An 18,953-nucleotide genomic window follows, 5' to 3' on the forward strand; every position below is an offset into this window, starting at 1 on the left:
CTCAGCCCTTGCCGCGGTTCGGCGAGGAGAGCGCGCGGTCGCTGTCGGCAGCGATGAAATCGAGGATGTGCATGACCGGCACGCAGTCGGCATATTCATCGCGGATCGCGGCGGCGTTGACGCGGATGGAACCCTCGCCGTCGAAGATCTGCTTGAAGGCGCGGCGGACCTGGTGGATCGTCGCCTTCTCCATGCCGGCGCGGCTCATGCCGACGACGTTGAGGCCACCGAGCACGCCGGGATTGCCGTTCAGCATGCCGTAGGGAATGACGTCGTAGGAGACCGCGGAAAGGCCGCCGATGAAGGCCTGGCGGCCGATGCGGGTGAACTGGTGCACGGCCGAGCCGCCGCCGAGAATGACGCGATCCTCGACCGTCACATGGCCGGCGAGCATGACATTGTTCGACAGGATGATGTGGTTGCCGAGCTGGCAATCATGCGCGACGTGCGAATTGGCGAGGAACAGGTTGTTGTCGCCGACGACTGTCCTGCCGCCGCCCTCGGTGGTGCCGGCATTCATCGTCACGCCTTCGCGGATGACGCAGTTCGCACCCACGGTCAGCGTCGTCTCGGCGCCGTCATGGTGTATGCTCTGCGGATCGCCGCCGACGACGGCATTGGCGAAGATGCGGGTGCCGCGGCCGATATCCGTGCGGCCGGTAACGACGACATGCGTCAGAAGCTCCACGTCATCGCCGAGAACGACCTTGGCCCCGACATGGCAGAAGGGGCCGACGACGACGTTCTCACCGACGACCGCCCCGTCCTCGATGACGGAGAGCGGATGGATCTTCGCGCTGGCGGCAATCATTTTCAGGCGTCTTCCTTCTTCACGATCATCGCGCCGATATCAGCTTCGGCGACAAGTTGCCCATCAACTTTTGCATCGCAATGAAACTTCCAGATATTGCCGCGCTGCTTCTGCTTCACGACATGGAACTCGACGCGGTCGCCGGGCACGACGGGCTTGCGGAAGCGGGCATTGTCGATGGTCATGAAGTAGACGAGGTTGGAGCCGGAGCGCGATTTGCGCGCGCAGATGGCGCCTGCGGTCTGCGCCATGCCTTCGATGAGCAACACGCCGGGCATGATCGGATGATCGGGGAAGTGGCCCATGAAATGGGGCTCGTTCACCGTCACGTTCTTGATGCCGATCGCCCGTTCGTCGCCGTCGATCTCGATGATCTTGTCGACGAGGAGGAAGGGGTAGCGGTGAGGAAGTAGCGTCAGGATTTCACGCAGGTCAGCCACGCCAAGCGTTGCCTTGGTCTCTTCACTCATCATTGCCCCCCTTCTTCTGGACTCGAGTGCTGGAACGCATGGCGATCTCCGCCATGTCACGTAGGAAGTCGCGCATCGGACGAGCCGGAACGCCACCGTATTTCTCGCCTGCCGGGATATCGGCAACGACGCCGCTCATCGCGGCGATCTGCGCGCCGTCACCGATGGTGATATGGCCGTTGATGCCGGCCGCCCCCCCGATCATCACGCCATCACCGATGCGTGCGCTGCCGGCAATGCCGACGCCGCTGACGATGCCGCAATGGCGGCCGATGCGCACGTTGTGGCCGACCTGGACCTGGTTGTCGATCTTGGTCCCCTCGCCGATCACCGTGTCGTCCATCGTGCCACGGTCGATCGTGGTGTTCGCGCCAATCTCCACATTGTCCTGGATGATGACGCGGCCGATCTGCACGATCTTGATCATGCCCGGCTTCAGGCCCGGCGCATAGCCGAAACCATCCTGGCCGACGCGCACGCCGGGATGCAGGATGACATTGTTGCCGACGAGCGCGCATTGCACCGTGGTGCCGGCGGCAATCGAGCAATTGCGCCCGATGCGCACGCCAGCGCCGATGATCGCGCCAGGGCCGATATGCGTGCCCTCGCCGATCTCCGCGCCCTTGCCGATCACCGCCATCGGTTCGATGGACACGCCGGGCTCGATACGCGCTTCAGGATCGACATAGGCGCCGGGCGCAATGCCCACCGCAGACGTCATCGGCTCGGGCCGCATGGCAGAGCCGTGCAGCAACTCGCCGGCGAGCGCAAAGGCGGTGTGCGGGCGCGTGGAAAGCAGGACGGCGACATGCGACGGGACGAGCGCTGCAAGCGATCGATCGCAGAGGATGGCCGAGGCCGCACAGGTCGCAAGCTCGCCGCGGAATTTACGGGAGAGGATGTAACAGAGGTCGCCCTCTTTTGCCCTGTTGACGGGCGAAACGCTGCGCACGACACGGTCGGCATGTGCAGCATCGGCAAGTTCCGCCCCAAGCGTCGCCGCAAGATCACCCAGACGAATGCCGTCATGGGGCGGAAAAAACCAGTTATGCTCCATCGGCATGACTCCAGAACGTCCGTTTTCTCGCAGTTCTGGACTGCCTATATCAGAACTGCGTCGCGATGCCGAACTTGAAGCGCTGCACCTCGTCGAAGTTTTCCTTCTTGACCGGAACCGCGTAGTCGAGACGCAGCGGACCGAAGGGCGAAGCCCAAATCACGCTGGCGCCGACAGAGGCGCGGATGCTCATGCTTTCGCCACGCACCCGGTCGGCTGCGACCGTCTTGACGTCGTTGCCGTAAAGCGTGCCGGCATCGGCAAAGACGGCGCCGCGCAGGCCCGAATCCCGCGAGATGAACGGCAGCGGGAAGGATGCTTCAGCAGAGGCCGTAAAGTAGGTCTTGCCGCCGAGTGCGTCGTCCGTCGACGTCGCGCGCGGGCCGATGCCGCCCGATTCGAAGCCGCGGATGTCGCTGGCCGAAAGCGTGAACTGGTCGAACACCTTCGTGTCGCCGCGGCCCCACATGTGGCCACCGCTGACCGAGAGCGAGCCGATGACATCAGCATCTTCGAGCAGCATGTGGAAGTAACGTGCCTTGCCCGAAATCTTGTAGTAGTCCGAATCGCCACCGAGGCCGGCAAATTCCTGGGTGATCTGGGCAAACATACCTTCACGCGGCAGCGTGCGGTCGTCGATCGTGTCATAGGTCACGCTGTGCGAAACCGAGGAGCGAACCCAAGGACCTTCGGTGACCACGTAACGGTAGGGCGACGACAGTTCGTCCAGATCGCCGGAATTGTAGTCGAGCTTCGTGTAGCTGTAGCGCAGCGACGTCGACAGGTCTTCCGTGATCGGGGCCGTCACGCGCAGCGTGAAGCCTTCCGTGTTGACGCTGTAGTAATCTTCGCTCTCGTCTTCGTTCTTGAAGACATCGAAGCCGGCAGCCAAGCGGTAGCCGAGGAAATAGGGTTCCGTGAACGACAGGCTGTAATCGCGCGAGTTCTCGCCGCCACCGGCAGCCACGCGGATATACTGGCCGCGACCGAGGAAGTTCTTTTCTTCCACCGACGCTTCAAGCTTGATGCCGCCGTTCTTGCCCGTTTCGTAACCGGCGCCGATACCGAACGAACCGGTCGACTGGTCCTGAACATCGACCACCAGGACGACGCGGTCAGACTGGCTGCCCGGCGCGGTCGTGATGTTCACGGTGGAGAAGTAACCGAGGGCCTCGAGGCGGCGCTTGGCGCGCGTGATGACTTCCTGGTTGAAGGCGTCGCCTTCGCCGATATCGAACTCGCGGCGGATCACGTAATCACGCGTGCGGGTGTTGCCGCGGATCTCGATGCGCTCGACATAGGCGCGCTCGCCCTGGTCGACGAGGTAATCGACGGCGATCGTGCCGTTGCCGAGGTCGCGGTTGCCGCGCGGCGTCACGCGGGCAAACGGATAACCGTTAGCCGCAACGCGCTTGGAGATTTCCGACATCGTGTCCTGCACGTCGCGAGCGCGGTAGGTGCTGCCCGGGCGCGATTCGACGAGGCCCTGAAGCTCCGCGCCATCGATGCCTTCGACCGTCGATTCGACGTTCACCTGGCCGAAGTCGTAGCGCTGGCCTTCCTCGACCGTGAAGGTCACAACATATTCGTTGGAGGATTCGTCAAGCACGGCTTCCGACGAAATCACGCGGAAGTCGGCATAGCCGTTGTTGAAGTAGAACTGGCGCAGCGACTCCTCGTCAGCGCGCAGCTTGTCTTCGCTATAAACGTCCTTGCGGGTAAGGAAGGACAGGAAGTTCGACTTCTTGGTGACGATAACGGCGCGCAGACGGCTGTTGCTGTAGGCTTCGTTACCGACGAAATTGATCTGAGAGATCTTCGTGCGGTCACCTTCATCGACGATATAGGCGAGGTTCACGCGGCCATTGCCGAGCGGATAGACCTGCGTCGTGACGGTGGCGTCACTGCGGCCGATCGCGGCATAGGCATCGCGGATCGCCTGCTTGTCGGCTTCGACGGCAGTCTCGCTATACGGACCGAGCGACTGCGAGCGCAGGACGCCCTGCAGCTTGTCGTCCTTGATCTTGCGGTTGCCGTTGATGACGACCTGATTGATGAGCTGGTTTTCATCGACCACGACGACGAGCGTGCTGCCGGAAACCGAGATCTTCACATCGGAGAAGTAGCCGGTGGCAAACAGGCGGCGCACGGAGGCGTCGATATCGGCGTTGGAAAAGGCCTTGCCGGGCACAATGGTGACATTGGCCTTGACCGTATCAGCGCTGACGCGGTCAGCGCCATTCACCTGGATGCTGCGAATGACGGCGGCCTCGGCGGCCGTGGCGGAGACAAGCGTGGCAAAAGAGCCGCCCGTGACAACCATCGTGGCCGACAATGCAACGGCCGACACGGCGTTCAAAAATTTTGAACCAGCTTTCATCTTCACTACTTACCTTCGTTTCAACGTCCCGGCAGGCGCGTACGCCCGATTCCGGTCACGTTTGCCGTTTTAACCGCTTTTGCCATCTAAGCAAGGTCACGCGTTAATTTCTGTTTACTTCAATTCCAACCGTGGCCCGAAGGTCACTACATCCGTTTCATTACGGTAAACAGAGCGTTAGCACGACTGCGTCGGCGAGAGCGGCACCCCTTTTGATTCCCTGCCGGCAATGCCGGCATTCACTGCCGGTAGCCCGGCAAACCTCAGCCGAGAAGCATGGATATGTCGTTCCAGGTCGCAAACACCATCAGCATGAGCACCAGCGCCATGCCGATGCGAAATGCGATCTCCTGCGCCCCGGGCCCGACAGGCCTGCCCCGGATAGCCTCCACCGCATAGAACATCAGGTGGCCGCCATCAAGTACCGGAACCGGCATCAGGTTCAAAAGTCCAATGGAAACAGAGAGAACGGCAGCGAGCTGCAGCAGAGCGGCAACACCCAGCGTCGCCATCTGGCCGGAAGCCTGCGCGACGCGGATGGGTCCGCCGAGCTGATCGGCCTTCATGCGGCCCGTAACGAGGTTTCCGAGATAGTCGAACGTGCCCGTCACGATGTGCCAGCTTTGCAGCACGCCCTGCCCCACCGCCTCGACCGGGCCATATTCCACGACGCGGAAATTGCCGGTTTCCTGGTTGGTGACGATGCCGATCAGGCCGAGCTCGATCTTGTTGCCGAACTGGTCGGTGATCTCGGTGCGCTTGGGCACCATCGGAAGGACGAGATCCTGGCCGTCGCGGCGCACCGTCACGTTGATCGTCAGTTCCGGGCGCACGCTGACATAGCGGCGCACGTCGTCGAAGGTGGTGACCGGATTGCCGTCAAGCGCCACGAGCAGGTCGCCGGGGAGCACGCCCGCCTCTGAGGCGGCGCTGTCCGGGCGGACTTCGGCGACGATGGGATCGGCGATCTGGCGGCCGTAGATGGTGAACATCACGGCGAAGATGGCGATGGCGAGCACGAAATTGGCGATCGGACCGGCAGCGACCGTCACCGCTCTTTTCCACAGGGCAGCACCGAGGAACGTGCGCTTGCGCACCGCCTCCGGCAGCGATGCGACCGCGTCATAGTCTGGAATCGAGGCCGGGTCGTCGTCGCCGAGGAACTTGACATAGCCGCCGAGCGGAATGGCGGAGAGCTTCCAGCGCGTGCCGTGCCGGTCATTGAACCCGAAAAGTTCCGGGCCGAAGCCGACGGAAAAGGCGGTGATGCCGATGCCGGACCAGCGGCCCGCCAGGTAGTGGCCCATCTCGTGCACGAAGACGATGAGCGTCAGCACGACCAGGAAGGGAATGATATAGCCCGTCACGAACCCAACGGAGCCAGCCAGCATTTCCATGAGCAATCCCCAATGTGTCGCGATTACGGGCCGAAAAGGAACACGCCGGCCGGCGTGTTCGCGGTGCCCGACACGATCGCATCGCCAAGTGCAATGAGGAACGCGGCGAAGCAGGCAAAAACAAGGCCGTCAACCCGGTCCATGACGCCGCCATGTCCCGGAATGAGACGGCTTGAGTCCTTTACGCCGAAACGGCGCTTGATGAAGGACTCGAAAAGATCACCAACCTGGCTGAAAACCGACAGCACCAGCGCCATGACGGGCACCCAGAGGCCGTTCAGCGAAAAGAAGGCCATGTGCACAAGCGTGCCGGCGATGACGGCGGAAATCGCCCCGCCGATCGCCCCCGACCAGGTCTTTCCCGGCGAGATCGGCGGCGCGAGTTTTGGCCCGCCGATGGCGCGCCCGACGAAATAGGCGAGAATATCCGTCGCCCAGACGACGGCGAAGATGAACAGCATGGCGGCAAAGCCATGCGCCGTATCGCCGCGGATGGCGGCGAGCGAAATCGCCGTCAGGCCGGCATAGACGATGCCGCCTGCAAGCCAGCCGCTGCCCTGGAGGGCGAAGGCATAGACGATGCCGATCAGCGTCGCGCCGATCAGCGCGGGCATGGCGAATTCGTCGATGCCGAAGACCACCAGAAGCGCGATCACGCCGACCGACAGCCAGCCGAACGCATTGGCGCGGAAATCCGTTTCCGGCAAGCGCGTGATCGTCGACCATTCATAATAGATGAGGAGCGCTATGGCCGAGGCGAGCACGCGAAAGGCGAAACCGCCGAGCCAGGTCGCGACGAGCACGACGATAGCCAGCACGATGCCGGAGAGGATGCGCAGACGCAGTTCACTCTGCATCAGGAGCCCACCGCAAGGGTCTTTGCGGCCTGCAAGCCGCCGAACCGGCGCTCGCGCATAGAATAGCGCGACAGCGCGGCAAGGAAGGTCTCGCGCGAAAAGTCGGGCCAGAAATCGGGAACGAACATCAGTTCGGCATAGGCCGCCTGCCAGAGCAGGAAATTCGACAGCCGCTCCTCGCCGCTGGTGCGGATGATGAGGTCGGGATCGGGAATGCCGGCAGTATCGAGCGATGCGCCGATGCGCTCCGAGGTGATCTCGGCCGGATCGAGGCGGCCGGCGGCGACCTCGGCGGCAAGCGTGCGCACCGCACGGGCGATCTCGTCGCGCGAGCCGTAGTTGAAGGCGATGACCAGCGTGATGCCGCTGTTCGCCCGCGTCGTGTCCTCCGCTTCCAGAAGCAGCGGCAGGATGTCGCTCGACAGGTTCGACTTGTCGCCGATGACGCGGATGCGCACGTTCTCCCGGTGCAGCACCGCAAGGTCGCGCCGGATGAAGGTCTTCAGGAGGCCCATGAGATCGGTGATCTCGCTTTCGGGCCGGCTCCAGTTTTCCGAGGAGAAGGCAAAGAGCGTGAGGTAGCGCACGCCGCTTTCGGCGGCCGTGCGAACAGCCTCACGCACGGATTCGACACCCTTGCGGTGTCCCATGGCACGCGGCAGGCCGCGCGCACTCGCCCAGCGTCCATTGCCATCCATGATGATGGCGACGTGTGCCGGTACGGTGCTGGGCGAGAGTTGGTTCATGAGCGATCCGGAATGGAGAAAAGATGCGAGGCGGGCGCCTCAAACCTGCATGATTTCCTTTTCCTTCTCGGCAAGCAAGCGATCGACGTCCAAAATCGTCTCGTCGGTCATCTTCTGCACCCTTTCGGATTGGCTGCGGCTCAGATCCTGGCCGATATCGCCATCCTTTTCGGCTTTCTTGAGGTCGTCCATGCCGTCGCGGCGCACATGGCGGATCGCCACCTTGGCCTTTTCGGCATAGTCGTGCGCGACCTTCACAAGCGACTTGCGGCGCTCCTCATTGAGCTCCGGCAGCGGGATGCGCAGGTTCTGGCCGTCGATGATCGGGTTCAAGCCGAGATTCGATTCGCGGATGCCACGCTCGACGGCGCCAACCATGCTCTTGTCCCACACGGAAACCGACAGCATGCGGGGTTCCGGAACGGAGATGTTGGCGACCTGGTTCAGCGGCACGCGCGAACCGTAGGCTTCGACCTGCACCGGATCGAGCACGTTGGCCGAGGCGCGGCCGGTGCGCAGCGACGCAATGTCGTTCTTGTAAGCGGAAATCGCGCCGTCCATGCGGCGTTTCAGTTCCTTCAGGTCAATACCTTCACTCATCGGAATACTCCCATTTTCACGGAACGGCTGCACGCATCGGGCGTGCTCGCCTCTAGAGAATCAGTTGTCGGTTACGATGGTACCGCGTCCGCCACCCGTCAATATTTCGGCGAAACCGCCCTTTTCATGGATGGAGAACACGATGATCGGGATGTGGTTTTCGCGCGCCAGCGCCACGGCGGCAACGTCCATGACGGCGAGGCCCCGCTCCAGCACTTCGCTGTGCGTCAGGCGGTCGAAGCGGGTGGCGTGCGGGTCCTTCTTCGGATCGGCGGAATAGATGCCGTCGACCTGCGTGCCCTTGAAGATCGCCTCGGCACCCATTTCGGCGGCGCGGAGCGCTGCGGCAGAATCGGTCGTGAAGAACGGATTGCCGGTGCCGCCCGCAAAGATCACCACGCGGCCGAGCGACAGGTGATAGAGTGTGGCGCGCTGCGAAAAGCTCTCGCAGATTTCCGGCATGGCGATTGCCGAGAGAACCACGGTGTCGATATCGAGCTTGCGCAGCGAGGTCGCGAGCGCCAGTGCGTTGATGACGGTTGCCAGCATGCCCATATGGTCACCCGTCACCCGGTCGCCGCCCTTGGAGGCCACCGCCACCCCGCGGAAGATATTGCCGCCGCCGACGACGACGCCCACTTCCACGCCCAGCGCGCGGGCTTCGGCGATGTCGGAGGCGATGCGATCGGCGACCGCGACATCAATGCCGAAGCCTTGCGAGCCCATCAGGGCCTCGCCGGAGGCTTTCAGCAGAACACGTTTATAGATTGGGTTGGCCGTCATGGTCGCTCCTGAACTCGTGAACCTGCTCACCCGATCGGGCAGCCGGCCAGAACCGGGAGCGGTTCGGCACAGGGCAACCCTCGCCGCAGAAGAAAATTCGGGGCAGGCATTTCGGCAAGCCGGATACACGAAGGGCGCCGCGTTGTCACGCGGCGCCCTGTTCTTTTCCCGATTGGGATTAAGAAAATCAGCCCTTGGCCACAGCCGCGACTTCGGCAGCGAAGTCCGTCTCTTCCTTCTCGACGCCTTCGCCGAGCAGGAGACGGGCCATGCCGACGACTTCGATCGGCGCGCCGACAGTCTTTTCAGCTTCCTTGACGGCAGCGCCGACGGTGATGTCGGGGTTCATGACGAAGGCCTGCGACAGCAGGGCGACTTCTTCGAAGAACTTGCGCATGCGGCCTTCAACCATCTTCTCGATGATGTTGTCCGGCTTGCCGGAAGCGCGCGACTGCTCGATGAAGACGTTGCGTTCGCGTTCGGCGACGGCAGCATCGACTTCTTCGGCGCGGATGGCGAGCGGAGCCGTTGCAGCAACGTGCATGGCGACCTGGCGGCCGATGGCGTTGAGGGCTTCCTTGTCGCCGGTGGACTTCAGCGCCACGAGAACACCGAGCTTGCCGAGACGGTCGGCGGCAGCGTTGTGGATGTAGGTCGCAACGACGCCGTCTTCGACCGACAGCAGGACCGAGCGACGCAGGTTCATGTTCTCGCCGATGGTGGCGATTGCGTCCTTGATCGTGTCGGTGACCGACTTGCCGGTTGCCGGGTAGGTGGCGGCGCCAACGGCTTCAACGGTGCCGTCGGTGGTCAGCGCCACGTCGGCAACGCCGCGGACGATCGTCTGGAACGCATCGTTGCGGGCAACGAAGTCGGTTTCCGAGTTGACTTCGACGACAACGGCCTTGGTGCCGGAGGTGGCGACGCCGATGAGGCCTTCAGCGGCGGTGCGGCCCGACTTCTTGTCGGCCTTGGCGATGCCCTTGGCGCGCAGCCAGTCGATTGCTGCTTCGATGTCGCCGTCGTTTTCAGCCAGCGCCTTCTTGCAGTCCATCATGCCTGCGCCGGACTTTTCGCGCAGTTCCTTCACCAGTGCAGCGGTGATTTCAGCCATTGTGAGCCTCTTGTCGGTTCTTGTTGCGTGCCGCCGAGAAACCCCGGCGAACTCAAGGTTTTGGGAACGAATGTACCCGGAAATATGACAGGGTGATGAAGATCACCTCCGACCTGTCGCCTTAACCACGACCCTTGGGATCGTCGGCAGACAGGGTCTTCAAACAAGCCGAGGCCAGGGATCGTCTCTCTGGCCTCGGTTATCTCAGATAAGCGGGAGCGAATGTCTCGCTCCGACCTCGGCCTTACGCTTCGGCTTCGAGTTCCGGCTCGACCGGAGCCTCGGCGGATGCGCCGAGGTCACGGCCCGATGCACCCTGCTGGCGCGCGATGCCGTCGATGGCGGCGCGGGCGATCAGGTCGCAGTAAAGGGCGATGGCACGCGAAGCGTCGTCGTTGCCGGGGATCGGGAAGTCGATCGGGTCCGGATCGCAGTTGGAGTCGATAACGGCGACGACCGGGATGCCGAGACGCTTGGCTTCCTGGATCGCGATCGATTCCTTGTTGGTGTCGATGATGAACATCAGGTCCGGCGTGCCGCCCATGTCGCGGATACCGCCGAGGGCCTTTTCAAGCTTCTCGCGTTCGCGCTCGAGGGTCAGGCGCTCCTTCTTGGAATAGCCGGAGCCTTCCGAGTTCAGGATCTCGTCGAGCTTGCGCAGGCGCTGGATCGAGTTGGAGATCGTCTTCCAGTTCGTCAGCATGCCGCCGAGCCAGCGAGCGTTGACGTAGTACTGGGCCGAACGCTTGGCAGCGTCCGCAATGATGTCGGACGCCTGGCGCTTGGTGCCGACGAACAGAACGCGGCCGCCGCCGGCGACGGTGTCGGACACGACCTGAAGGGCGCGCGACAGGAGCGGAACGGTCTGTGCCAGGTCGATGATGTGAACGTTGTTACGATCGCCGAAGATGTACGGCTTCATCTTCGGGTTCCAGCGGTGCGTCTGGTGGCCGAAGTGAATACCAGCTTCCAGAAGCTGGCGCATAGAGAAATCGGGCAATGCCATGCCTTGTTATCCTTTTCCGGTTGAACCTCCGCAAGGCGAACAGCATCCCTTATCGAGGAATGCCACCGGGCGGAACGGTCCGGATTTCTCCCGGACGATCCCATGCCTTACGTGTGGAATGGCTGCCCCATACCCTCAGTTTCCGGGCAAATCAAGGGCAGCGGGTTAAAAAATGCGATCGCAGGGTGCTTACTTGCACTCCTGCTGCTTGAACATCTCAAGCTTGGCAAGCTTTCCGGTCAGCGAGAACTCGCCATAATCCATGGTGAGGTCGCGGGTGATGCCATTCTCGTAGAGCTTGAAGGACATGCGGTAGACCGGCAGCGCGTCGCCCTCGCTGGTGTCGTTGTAATAGGCGATCGACACCGGCCAGAACGCATCCTTGGAAAAATCGCCAGCCTTGGCGGCGTCAAGGTCGCCGGCCTTCGGCGTTTCCTTCTTGCCGACCACGGCGGTGGTCAACAGCGTCTTGTCGCCCGCATCCGAGCCGTCGTAGATGCGCGATTCGAAGAAGCGGTCGCCCTTCTTGGCGTGATCGATGACTTCCAGCATGTGTTCGGTCGGAAAACGGCTGGCGGCAAGCTCCACCTGGCGGTTGTCCGGCGCCGTCAGGTCGACGCTGACGCCCTGCTTCTCCTCGCGGGCGGAACCGCGCACTTCCTTGTCCAGCTTTTCGTCGGTGAAGGAGCGGGTGAGGAAGCGGAAGCTGCCGTTCTTCAGGTCCTCGTAGGTGGTCGTCTGCTGGTCGGTGAGGCGCGTCTCCTCGCCGGTATTGACCTGCGTGACGAAACGGAAGCTTACCGTGTAGCCGTCGCAGGGGCTGCCGTTGAACTCATAGACCATGCGGCCATACATGCCGGCGATGCCCGAGCGCTCGGTCGCATCCTTGAGCTGGAGGTCGTAGACGGCACGGTGCGGCGCAAGCCCGGTCGCCGGCGTGGCAAAGGCGCTCGAGACGCCGCTGCCGGCGAAGCATGCCCCGGCCATGGCGGCCGCGACAAAGGCTGAACGAAACATCCGTTTCCTCCTGTTGAAGTCGGTCGCGATGTTATAAGAACTCTTCCGGCAAAAGCGAGGCAATATCCGCGCGCTGCCCTATTCATTTCGATATCGCGACGGCAGGCCCGAACGCGAGCAACGACGGAGACCGCAATGTCCGCTGAAATCGAGAATCGCGTCAAGGAACTGGGCTACGAAATCCCCGTGGCAGCGGCCCCCGCGGCAAACTACGTGCCCTTCGTCATCAGCGGCAACGTGCTACACATTTCCGGCCAGCTGCCGATGCTCGACGGCAAGCTCGCCGTAACCGGCCATCTCGGCAGGAACGTCGACGTCGCCGGCGGCGAAAAAGCGGCGGAATTGTGTGCGCTCGGCCTGCTCGCCCAGGCGAAGGCAGCCCTCGGCGACCTGTCGCGCATCAAGCGCATCATCAAGATCAACGGCTTCGTCGCCTCCGCCCCGGACTTCGTCGAACAGCACCTCGTCATCAACGGTGCGTCCAACTTCCTCGTCGGCGCGCTGGGTGACGCCGGCAAACATGCCCGCGCCGCCGTCGGCATGGCCGCGCTGCCGCTCAATGCCGCCGTCGAGATCGACGCCATCATGGAAATCGCCTGATGCATAAATTCAACTGGCTGACCGAGAGGCCGATCGCCCATCGCGGCTATCACGACCTCAACCGGGCCGTCTGGGAAAACACGCTTTCCGCCTTCGCACGCGCGGCCGATGCCGGTTTCGCCATCGAATGCGACCTGCAATATACCGCCGATGCCATTCCCGTCGTCTTCCATGACGATGACTTGAAGCGCCTGTGCGGCATCGAGGGCGATGTGCGTGCGCGCACCGCCGGTGAACTCGGCCTGCTGCCGATCGGCGGCACGGCGGACCGCATTCCGACGCTCAACCAGTTGCTCCACCTCGTGAAGGGCCGCGTGCCGCTGGTGCTGGAACTCAAGGGCCGCAAGGGTGACGACGAAGGTTTCGCCATGGCGGTGCTCGACGCGCTCGAGGACTATGAAGGCCCCGTCGCGCTGATGAGCTTCGATCACTGGCTTTTGAAGGACCTCAAGGCTCTCGGCACCACCCGCCCCGTCGGCCTGACGGCTGAAGGCGCAAGGCCGGAGAATTTTGCGGTGCACGAGGAGGCGATGCAGCTCGGTCTCGATTTCATCTCCTACCATTATGGCCACCTGCCCAACGCCTTCATCAGCAAGGAGCGCGACCTCGGCAAGCAGATCATCACCTGGACCGTGCGCGACGACGAAGCGCGCACGATCACGGCGCTCAACGCGGACCAGATGACCTTCGAAGGTTTCGATCCCCGTGAGGCATTGACGGCCTGATATGGTCGAGCCCGTGCGCATCCGCGTCGAAACGAGCTTCGCCGACATTGCGGCGGACCAATGGGGGCGCCTTGCCGGCGCCTCCAGGGGCGACGCGCACATGCCCTACAACCCCTTCGTCAGCCACGCCTTTCTCTCTTCCCTCGAAGAGTCCGGCTGCGCCACCGCCGAAACGGGCTGGCTCGGCCAGCATCTCCTGCTGGAAGGCGACGATGGCGCTATCCTCGGCGCCCTGCCCGCCTATCTCAAGAGCCACAGCCAGGGCGAATATGTCTTCGATCACGGCTGGGCCGATGCTTTCGAGCGCGCCGGCGGGCGCTATTATCCGAAGCTGCAGGCCACAATCCCGTTTACGCCCGCGACTGGCCCACGTCTGCTTCACCGCCCCGACCAGCCGCTGATCGAGACACAATCGGGGCTCGCCGAAGGCCTGAAGGAACTCGCCCGGAGGCACGGCGCCTCCTCCGCCCATGTCACCTTTGTGCCGGAACAGGAAATGCCGATCTTCGAGGCGACGGGCTACCTGCACCGCACGGACCAGCAGTTCCACTTCCTCAATGCCGGCTACGGCTCGCATGACGATTTTCTGGAAACCCTCGCCTCGCGCAAGCGCAAGGCGCTGAAGAAGGAGCGCCGCGCGGCGCTGGAGCATGGGATCTCGATCGACTGGTTGACGGGTGCGGCCCTGACGGAAGAGATCTGGGACCAGTTCTTCACCTTCTATATGGATACCGGCAGCCGCAAATGGGGCCGGCCCTACCTCAACCGTGAATTCTACAGCCTGATCGGCGAGCGCATGGCCGACGACATCCTGCTCGTCATGGCGAAGCGCAACGGCCGCTACGTTGCCGGTGCGATCAATTTCATCGGCGGCGATGCGCTCTATGGCCGGCATTGGGGCTGCATCGAGGACCATCCCTTCCTGCATTTCGAGGTCTGCTACCACCAGGCGATCGATTTCGCGATCGAGAAGCGGCTGGCGCGCGTCGAGGCGGGCGCACAGGGCGAACACAAGCTCGCGCGCGGCTACCTGCCGGCCATCACCCATTCGGCCCATTTCATCACCCATCCGGGCCTGCGCCGCGCCGTCGCCGACTATCTGGAGCGCGAGCGCCGCGATGTGGAGACGATGGGCGAATATCTTGCCGAACACGGTCCCTTCCGCCGCGGCGAAAACGAAAGCGACTAGAGCAATTCCATAAAAGTTCGTGAAAACAAAGAGATAGAGCGTTTTTGCGACTCGACTAAAAGCGAAAATGCTCTAAGCATCATCGGGAGACGAGCATGAGCGCCTACGACACCAACAACATCTTCGCCAAAATCCTGCGCGGCGAAATCCCCTCGCACCGCGTCTACGAGGACGAGCACACGGTCGCTTTCATGGATGTGATGCCGCAGGCGAACGGGCACACGCTCGTCATCCCCAAGGCGCCGTCGCGCAACATCCTCGATGCCGATCCTGAGACGCTTTCGCGGCTCTTTCCCGTCGTGCAGAAGGTGGCCGTCGCGGCCAAGGAGGCTTTCGAGGCCGACGGCGTGACGGTGATCCAGTTCAATGAACCGGCGGCGGGCCAAACCGTCTACCACCTGCATGTGCATATCATCCCGCGCGTCGAGGGCGTGGCGCTGAAGCCGCATTCGGGCACGATGGAAGATCAGGGCGTGCTGGCGGCAAATGCCGAGAGGCTCCGGGCGGCGCTGGCGAAGGGCTGATCACACCCCGAGAATGGCAAGACCCGCGGCCAGGAAACCGATGGCCGCGGCGATGCCGGCGATCTGGCGGAAGCGCCCGCCGACGAAGAAACACAGGCCGCCGAACACCACGGACCCCAGCCGCAGCCAGAGCGGCGAGGCCTCCAGCGTGCCGGTCGGAAAGAAGATCAGCTTGGCGATGACCGCGGCGACGAGTGCGGTCGCGACCGCCTTCACCCAGTTCAGCACCTCCGACTTCTCGTCGATGCGATTGCCCGCGAGAACACCCGCCCAGCGCCACAGATCGGTGGCAAGCCATCCGGCGACGGCGATGAAGATATAGGGCCAGAGGCCATCGAAACTCATGAACGCGCCTCCCGCTGGCGCAGTGCCCGCTCACCCCACCAGGCGAGCGTACCCCCGATGACGCCGGCAAGCAGGATATCGTATTCCGGCGCGACGATGGCGAAGAACCAGCCGAGTGCCAGCCCGATGCCGAGCGCCCAGTAGATCACCCGGTGGCGTGCGGAAATCCAGATTGAGGTCAAAAAATAGACCGGCGTCAGAAAGAAAAGGCAGCCCGAAACGATCGGCGGAAATTCCGAGACCGCGCCGTAGACGAGCCCGACGAGCAGGATGTTGAGCAGCGTCAGCGTGATGCCGAAGCCGGCGAAAAACGCGACGCGGCCGTCGCGCGGCACGCCGTTCACCCGCTCGATGGCAAAGACCCAGGCGGTGATGGCGACGAAATGCGAGAGGAACAGCAGAAGCCAGGTCGGCGTGCGGCTGGTGCGGATTTCCGGGATCAGCGCCGCCACCATCGGCATCATGCGCACGGAAGAGAGCGTCACCGCGATGAAGGCCGTGAGGATGTGGGCGCCCGACAGCATGGAGCCGACGAGGATCACCTTGGCCGGCAGCGCCCAGACCATGCCGGTCATGAACATCACCTGCTCGACCGGGATCTTCGCCTCCGCGGTGAAGGCCGCGAAGCCGACGAAGGACAGCATGAGGATGATCGCCGGCAGGCTGAAGATGCCGCGCATGCCGAGCAGGAACCAGTGGGTCTGGGATTGTGGGTCTGGCGCAGTCTCGGCCGTCATCAACGTCTCGGGTCTTCAACATAAAGAAAGCCGGGCAGTTACCTGCCCGGCTCATGGGATTTGTAAAGCCGTTATTTCTTGCGCGGCACCTTCGGCACGGCGCTGGAGGCCTTGCGCGGCGGCTCGTCCTTCGGCTCCTCGGCCTTGGGCTCAGCCGTCTTCTTGGACGACTTGGCCTTGGCCGGCGCAGCCTCAGCAGCAACCGTTTCCTTGGCCTTGCGCGGCTTGGCCTTCTTGGCCGCCGCTTCCTCGATTTCGGCCTTCGGCTTGATCGGCGCGGTTTCCGGCACTGCATCAAGGATCAGGCCGTTCGAGCCATCTTCCTTGGTGCCGACGGAGACGCGCACGACGCCGCCCTTCTTGAGCTTGCCGAAGAGGATTTCGTCGGCGAGCTTCTTCTTGATGTTTTCCTGGATGACGCGCGCCAGCGGCCGGGCACCCATCTTCTCGTCGTAACCCTTCTCCGCCAGCCAGGCGATTGCTTCCTGCTTGAGGTCGAAGGTGACGTTGCGTTCGGCAAGCTGGGTTTCCAGCTGCATGACGAACTTCTGCACGACCTGATGGATGACCGGGGTCGGCAACGAGCCGAACGGGATGATCGCATCGAGACGGTTGCGGAATTCCGGCGTGAACAGGCGGTTGATCGCCTCCATGTCCTCGCCTTCGCGCTTCGACGAGCCGAAGCCGATGGCGGCCTTGGCCATGTCGGATGCGCCCGCATTGGTCGTCATGATCAGGATGACGTTGCGGAAGTCGATCTTCTTGCCGTTATGGTCGGTCAGCGAGCCGTGATCCATGACCTGCAACAGGATGTTGTAGAGGTCCGGATGCGCCTTCTCGATTTCGTCGAGCAGCAGCACGCAATGCGGATGCTGGTCGACGCCATCTGTCAGGAGGCCGCCCTGGTCGAAGCCGACATAGCCGGGAGGTGCACCGAGCAGACGGGAAACCGTATGCCGCTCCATATATTCCGACATGTCGAAGCGCAGCAGTTCCACGCCGAGCGAACCGGCGAGCTGCTTGGCCACTTCGGTCTTGCCGACGCCGGTCGGACCGGAGAACAAATAGCAGCCGATCGGCTTGTTCGGTTCACGCAGGCCCGCACGGGCGAGCTTGATCGCCGACGCCAGAGCCTCGATCGCCAGATCCTGGCCGTAGACCACGGAACGCAGTTCCCGCTCCAGGTTGGCGAGCACCTGCTCGTCGTCCTTCGACACGGTCTTGGGCGGAATGCGGGCCATCGTCGCGACTGTCGCCTCGATCTCCTTCTCGGTGATCAGCTTGCGGCGCTTGCTAACGGGCAGCAGCATCTGGGCCGCACCGGTCTCGTCGATCACGTCGATCGCCTTGTCCGGCAGCTTGCGGTCGTTGATGTAGCGCGCCGAAAGCTCGACGGCCGATTTGATCGCCTCGTTGGAGTACCGGAGCTTGTGGTACTCTTCGAAGTATGGCTTGAGACCCTTCATGATCTCGATCGTGTCGTCGATGGTCGGCTCGTTGACGTCGATCTTCTGGAAGCGGCGCACGAGCGCCCGGTCCTTCTCGAAGAACTGGCGATATTCCTTGTAGGTCGTCGAGCCGATGCAACGGATCGCGCCGGAGGAAAGCGCCGGCTTCAAGAGGTTCGATGCATCCATCGCGCCGCCGGACGTGGCGCCGGCGCCGATCACCGTATGGATCTCGTCGATGAACAGCACGGCGCCCGGATAGTCTTCCAGCTCCTTGACGACCTGCTTCAGGCGCTCTTCGAAATCACCGCGATAACGCGTGCCGGCAAGCAGCGTGCCCATGTCGAGCGAGAAGATGGTCGCGTCGGCGAGCGCTTCCGGCACCTTGCCTTCGACGATGCGCTTTGCGAGACCTTCGGCGATGGCCGTCTTGCCGACGCCCGGATCGCCCACATAAAGCGGGTTGTTCTTGGAGCGGCGGCAGAGAACCTGAATCGTACGGTTGACCTCGGCGTGGCGGCCGATCAGCGGATCGATCTTGCCGTTCTTGGCCTTCTCGTTGAGGTTCACGCAGTAGGCGGTGAGCGCGTCCTGCTTCTTGGCAGCCTCTTCCTGTTCGCCGCCGCCATTGCCGCGCTGCTGCTTCGGCTCGCTCTCGGCGTCATCCGAGCCGCGCACCGGGCGCTGCTCGGTGGAGCCGGGGCGCTTGCCGATGCCATGCGAGATGAAGTTGACGGCGTCGTACCGCGTCATCTCCTGCTCCTGCAGGAAATAGGCGGCATGGCTCTCGCGCTCGGCGAAGATCGCGACGAGCACGTTGGCGCCGGTCACTTCTTCGCGACCGGACGACTGGACATGGATCACTGCGCGCTGGATGACGCGCTGGAAGCCGGAGGTCGGCTTGGAATCTTCTTCGTAACCCGTCACCAGGTTGGCTAGGTCGTGGTCGACATAGTCGGTGACGGTCTTGCGCAGCACGTCGAGGTTGACATTGCAGGCACCCATCACGGCAGCCGCGTCGGCGTCGTCGATGAGGGCGAGCAGCAGGTGCTCGAGCGTCGCATATTCGTGGTGGCGCTCGTTCGCGTAGGTCAGTGCCTGGTGGAGCGCCTTTTCAAGGCTTGCAGAAAATGTTGGCACGTTCGTT

19 protein-coding genes are annotated in these 18,953 nt (G+C 63.0%); 4 read left to right on the forward strand and 15 right to left on the reverse strand.

Going from position 1 to position 18,953, the window contains the following annotated elements:
• Position 1: 1 nt before the first annotated feature.
• From lpxA to GB927_RS07210, 12 genes are all read right to left on the reverse strand, one after another.
• Positions 2-817 carry an acyl-ACP--UDP-N-acetylglucosamine O-acyltransferase gene (lpxA, locus tag GB927_RS07155; protein WP_256116188.1) on the reverse strand — a complete coding sequence of 272 codons (816 nt, stop codon included), beginning with the start codon at positions 815-817 and terminating at the stop codon, positions 2-4.
• On the reverse strand, positions 814-1,281 hold the full coding sequence (gene fabZ, locus GB927_RS07160) for a 3-hydroxyacyl-ACP dehydratase FabZ (protein ID WP_256115982.1): 468 nt from the start codon (positions 1,279-1,281) through the stop codon (positions 814-816). The genes lpxA and fabZ overlap by 4 nt, the downstream gene beginning before the upstream one ends.
• Positions 1,274-2,338 (reverse strand): UDP-3-O-(3-hydroxymyristoyl)glucosamine N-acyltransferase, encoded by a 1,065-nt coding sequence (gene lpxD / locus GB927_RS07165; RefSeq protein WP_256116190.1) that lies wholly within the window; start codon positions 2,336-2,338, stop codon positions 1,274-1,276. Before lpxD ends, fabZ begins: the two co-directional genes overlap by 8 nt.
• A gap of 49 nt (positions 2,339-2,387) precedes the next feature.
• On the reverse strand, positions 2,388-4,718 hold the full coding sequence (bamA, locus tag GB927_RS07170) for an outer membrane protein assembly factor BamA (protein WP_256115983.1): 2,331 nt from the start codon (positions 4,716-4,718) through the stop codon (positions 2,388-2,390).
• A 263-nt stretch (positions 4,719-4,981) separates the two neighbouring features.
• Positions 4,982-6,115, reverse strand: coding sequence for an RIP metalloprotease RseP (gene rseP, locus GB927_RS07175; protein WP_256115984.1), 1,134 nt, complete (start codon positions 6,113-6,115; stop codon positions 4,982-4,984).
• A 23-nt stretch (positions 6,116-6,138) separates the two neighbouring features.
• A complete protein-coding gene (locus GB927_RS07180; RefSeq protein ID WP_256115986.1) occupies positions 6,139-6,972 on the reverse strand; it encodes a phosphatidate cytidylyltransferase in 834 nt (277 codons plus the stop codon).
• A complete protein-coding gene (locus tag GB927_RS07185; RefSeq protein WP_256115987.1) occupies positions 6,972-7,718 on the reverse strand; it encodes an isoprenyl transferase in 747 nt (248 codons plus the stop codon). Before GB927_RS07185 ends, GB927_RS07180 begins: the two co-directional genes overlap by 1 nt.
• Before the next feature lie 39 nt (positions 7,719-7,757).
• A complete protein-coding gene (gene frr, locus GB927_RS07190; RefSeq protein ID WP_256115988.1) occupies positions 7,758-8,318 on the reverse strand; it encodes a ribosome recycling factor in 561 nt (186 codons plus the stop codon).
• Positions 8,319-8,378: 60 nt separating this feature from the next.
• On the reverse strand, positions 8,379-9,101 hold the full coding sequence (gene pyrH / locus GB927_RS07195; protein WP_256115989.1) for a UMP kinase: 723 nt from the start codon (positions 9,099-9,101) through the stop codon (positions 8,379-8,381).
• Positions 9,102-9,288: 187 nt separating this feature from the next.
• Positions 9,289-10,215, reverse strand: coding sequence for a translation elongation factor Ts (gene tsf, locus GB927_RS07200; protein WP_256115990.1), 927 nt, complete (start codon positions 10,213-10,215; stop codon positions 9,289-9,291).
• Positions 10,216-10,459: 244 nt separating this feature from the next.
• On the reverse strand, positions 10,460-11,221 hold the full coding sequence (gene rpsB / locus GB927_RS07205) for a 30S ribosomal protein S2 (protein WP_256115991.1): 762 nt from the start codon (positions 11,219-11,221) through the stop codon (positions 10,460-10,462).
• Between the two features lie 189 nt (positions 11,222-11,410).
• A complete protein-coding gene (locus tag GB927_RS07210) occupies positions 11,411-12,238 on the reverse strand; it encodes a cell envelope integrity EipB family protein (RefSeq protein WP_256115992.1) in 828 nt (275 codons plus the stop codon).
• A 135-nt stretch (positions 12,239-12,373) separates the two neighbouring features.
• Between GB927_RS07210 and GB927_RS07215 the strand changes: the two genes are divergently transcribed.
• From GB927_RS07215 to GB927_RS07230, 4 genes are all read left to right on the forward strand, one after another.
• Positions 12,374-12,838, forward strand: a complete 465-nt coding sequence (locus GB927_RS07215; protein WP_256115994.1) for a RidA family protein — start codon at positions 12,374-12,376, stop codon at positions 12,836-12,838.
• Positions 12,838-13,563 carry a glycerophosphodiester phosphodiesterase gene (locus GB927_RS07220; protein ID WP_256115995.1) on the forward strand — a complete coding sequence of 242 codons (726 nt, stop codon included), beginning with the start codon at positions 12,838-12,840 and terminating at the stop codon, positions 13,561-13,563. The genes GB927_RS07215 and GB927_RS07220 overlap by 1 nt, the downstream gene beginning before the upstream one ends.
• A 1-nt stretch (position 13,564) precedes the next feature.
• Positions 13,565-14,752: a GNAT family N-acetyltransferase gene (locus tag GB927_RS07225; RefSeq protein WP_256115996.1), complete on the forward strand. Its 1,188-nt coding sequence runs from the start codon at positions 13,565-13,567 to the stop codon at positions 14,750-14,752.
• A 95-nt stretch (positions 14,753-14,847) separates the two neighbouring features.
• Entirely contained in the window at positions 14,848-15,276 is a 429-nt protein-coding gene (locus GB927_RS07230) for an HIT family protein (RefSeq protein ID WP_256115997.1), read from the forward strand.
• On the opposite strand, the gene GB927_RS07235 is transcribed toward GB927_RS07230, so the two are convergent.
• From GB927_RS07235 to clpA, 3 genes are all read right to left on the reverse strand, one after another.
• Positions 15,277-15,621, reverse strand: a complete 345-nt coding sequence (locus GB927_RS07235) for an AzlD domain-containing protein (protein WP_256115998.1) — start codon at positions 15,619-15,621, stop codon at positions 15,277-15,279. It lies immediately after the preceding gene.
• Positions 15,618-16,358 (reverse strand): AzlC family ABC transporter permease, encoded by a 741-nt coding sequence (locus GB927_RS07240; protein ID WP_256115999.1) that lies wholly within the window; start codon positions 16,356-16,358, stop codon positions 15,618-15,620. The genes GB927_RS07235 and GB927_RS07240 overlap by 4 nt, the downstream gene beginning before the upstream one ends.
• A gap of 71 nt (positions 16,359-16,429) precedes the next feature.
• A complete protein-coding gene (gene clpA / locus GB927_RS07245) occupies positions 16,430-18,946 on the reverse strand; it encodes an ATP-dependent Clp protease ATP-binding subunit ClpA (protein WP_256116000.1) in 2,517 nt (838 codons plus the stop codon).
• Positions 18,947-18,953: the final 7 nt, after the last annotated feature.

It is taken from the genome of Shinella lacus (genome assembly GCF_010994755.1).
GTDB classification, from domain to species: domain Bacteria; phylum Pseudomonadota; class Alphaproteobacteria; order Rhizobiales; family Rhizobiaceae; genus Shinella; species Shinella lacus.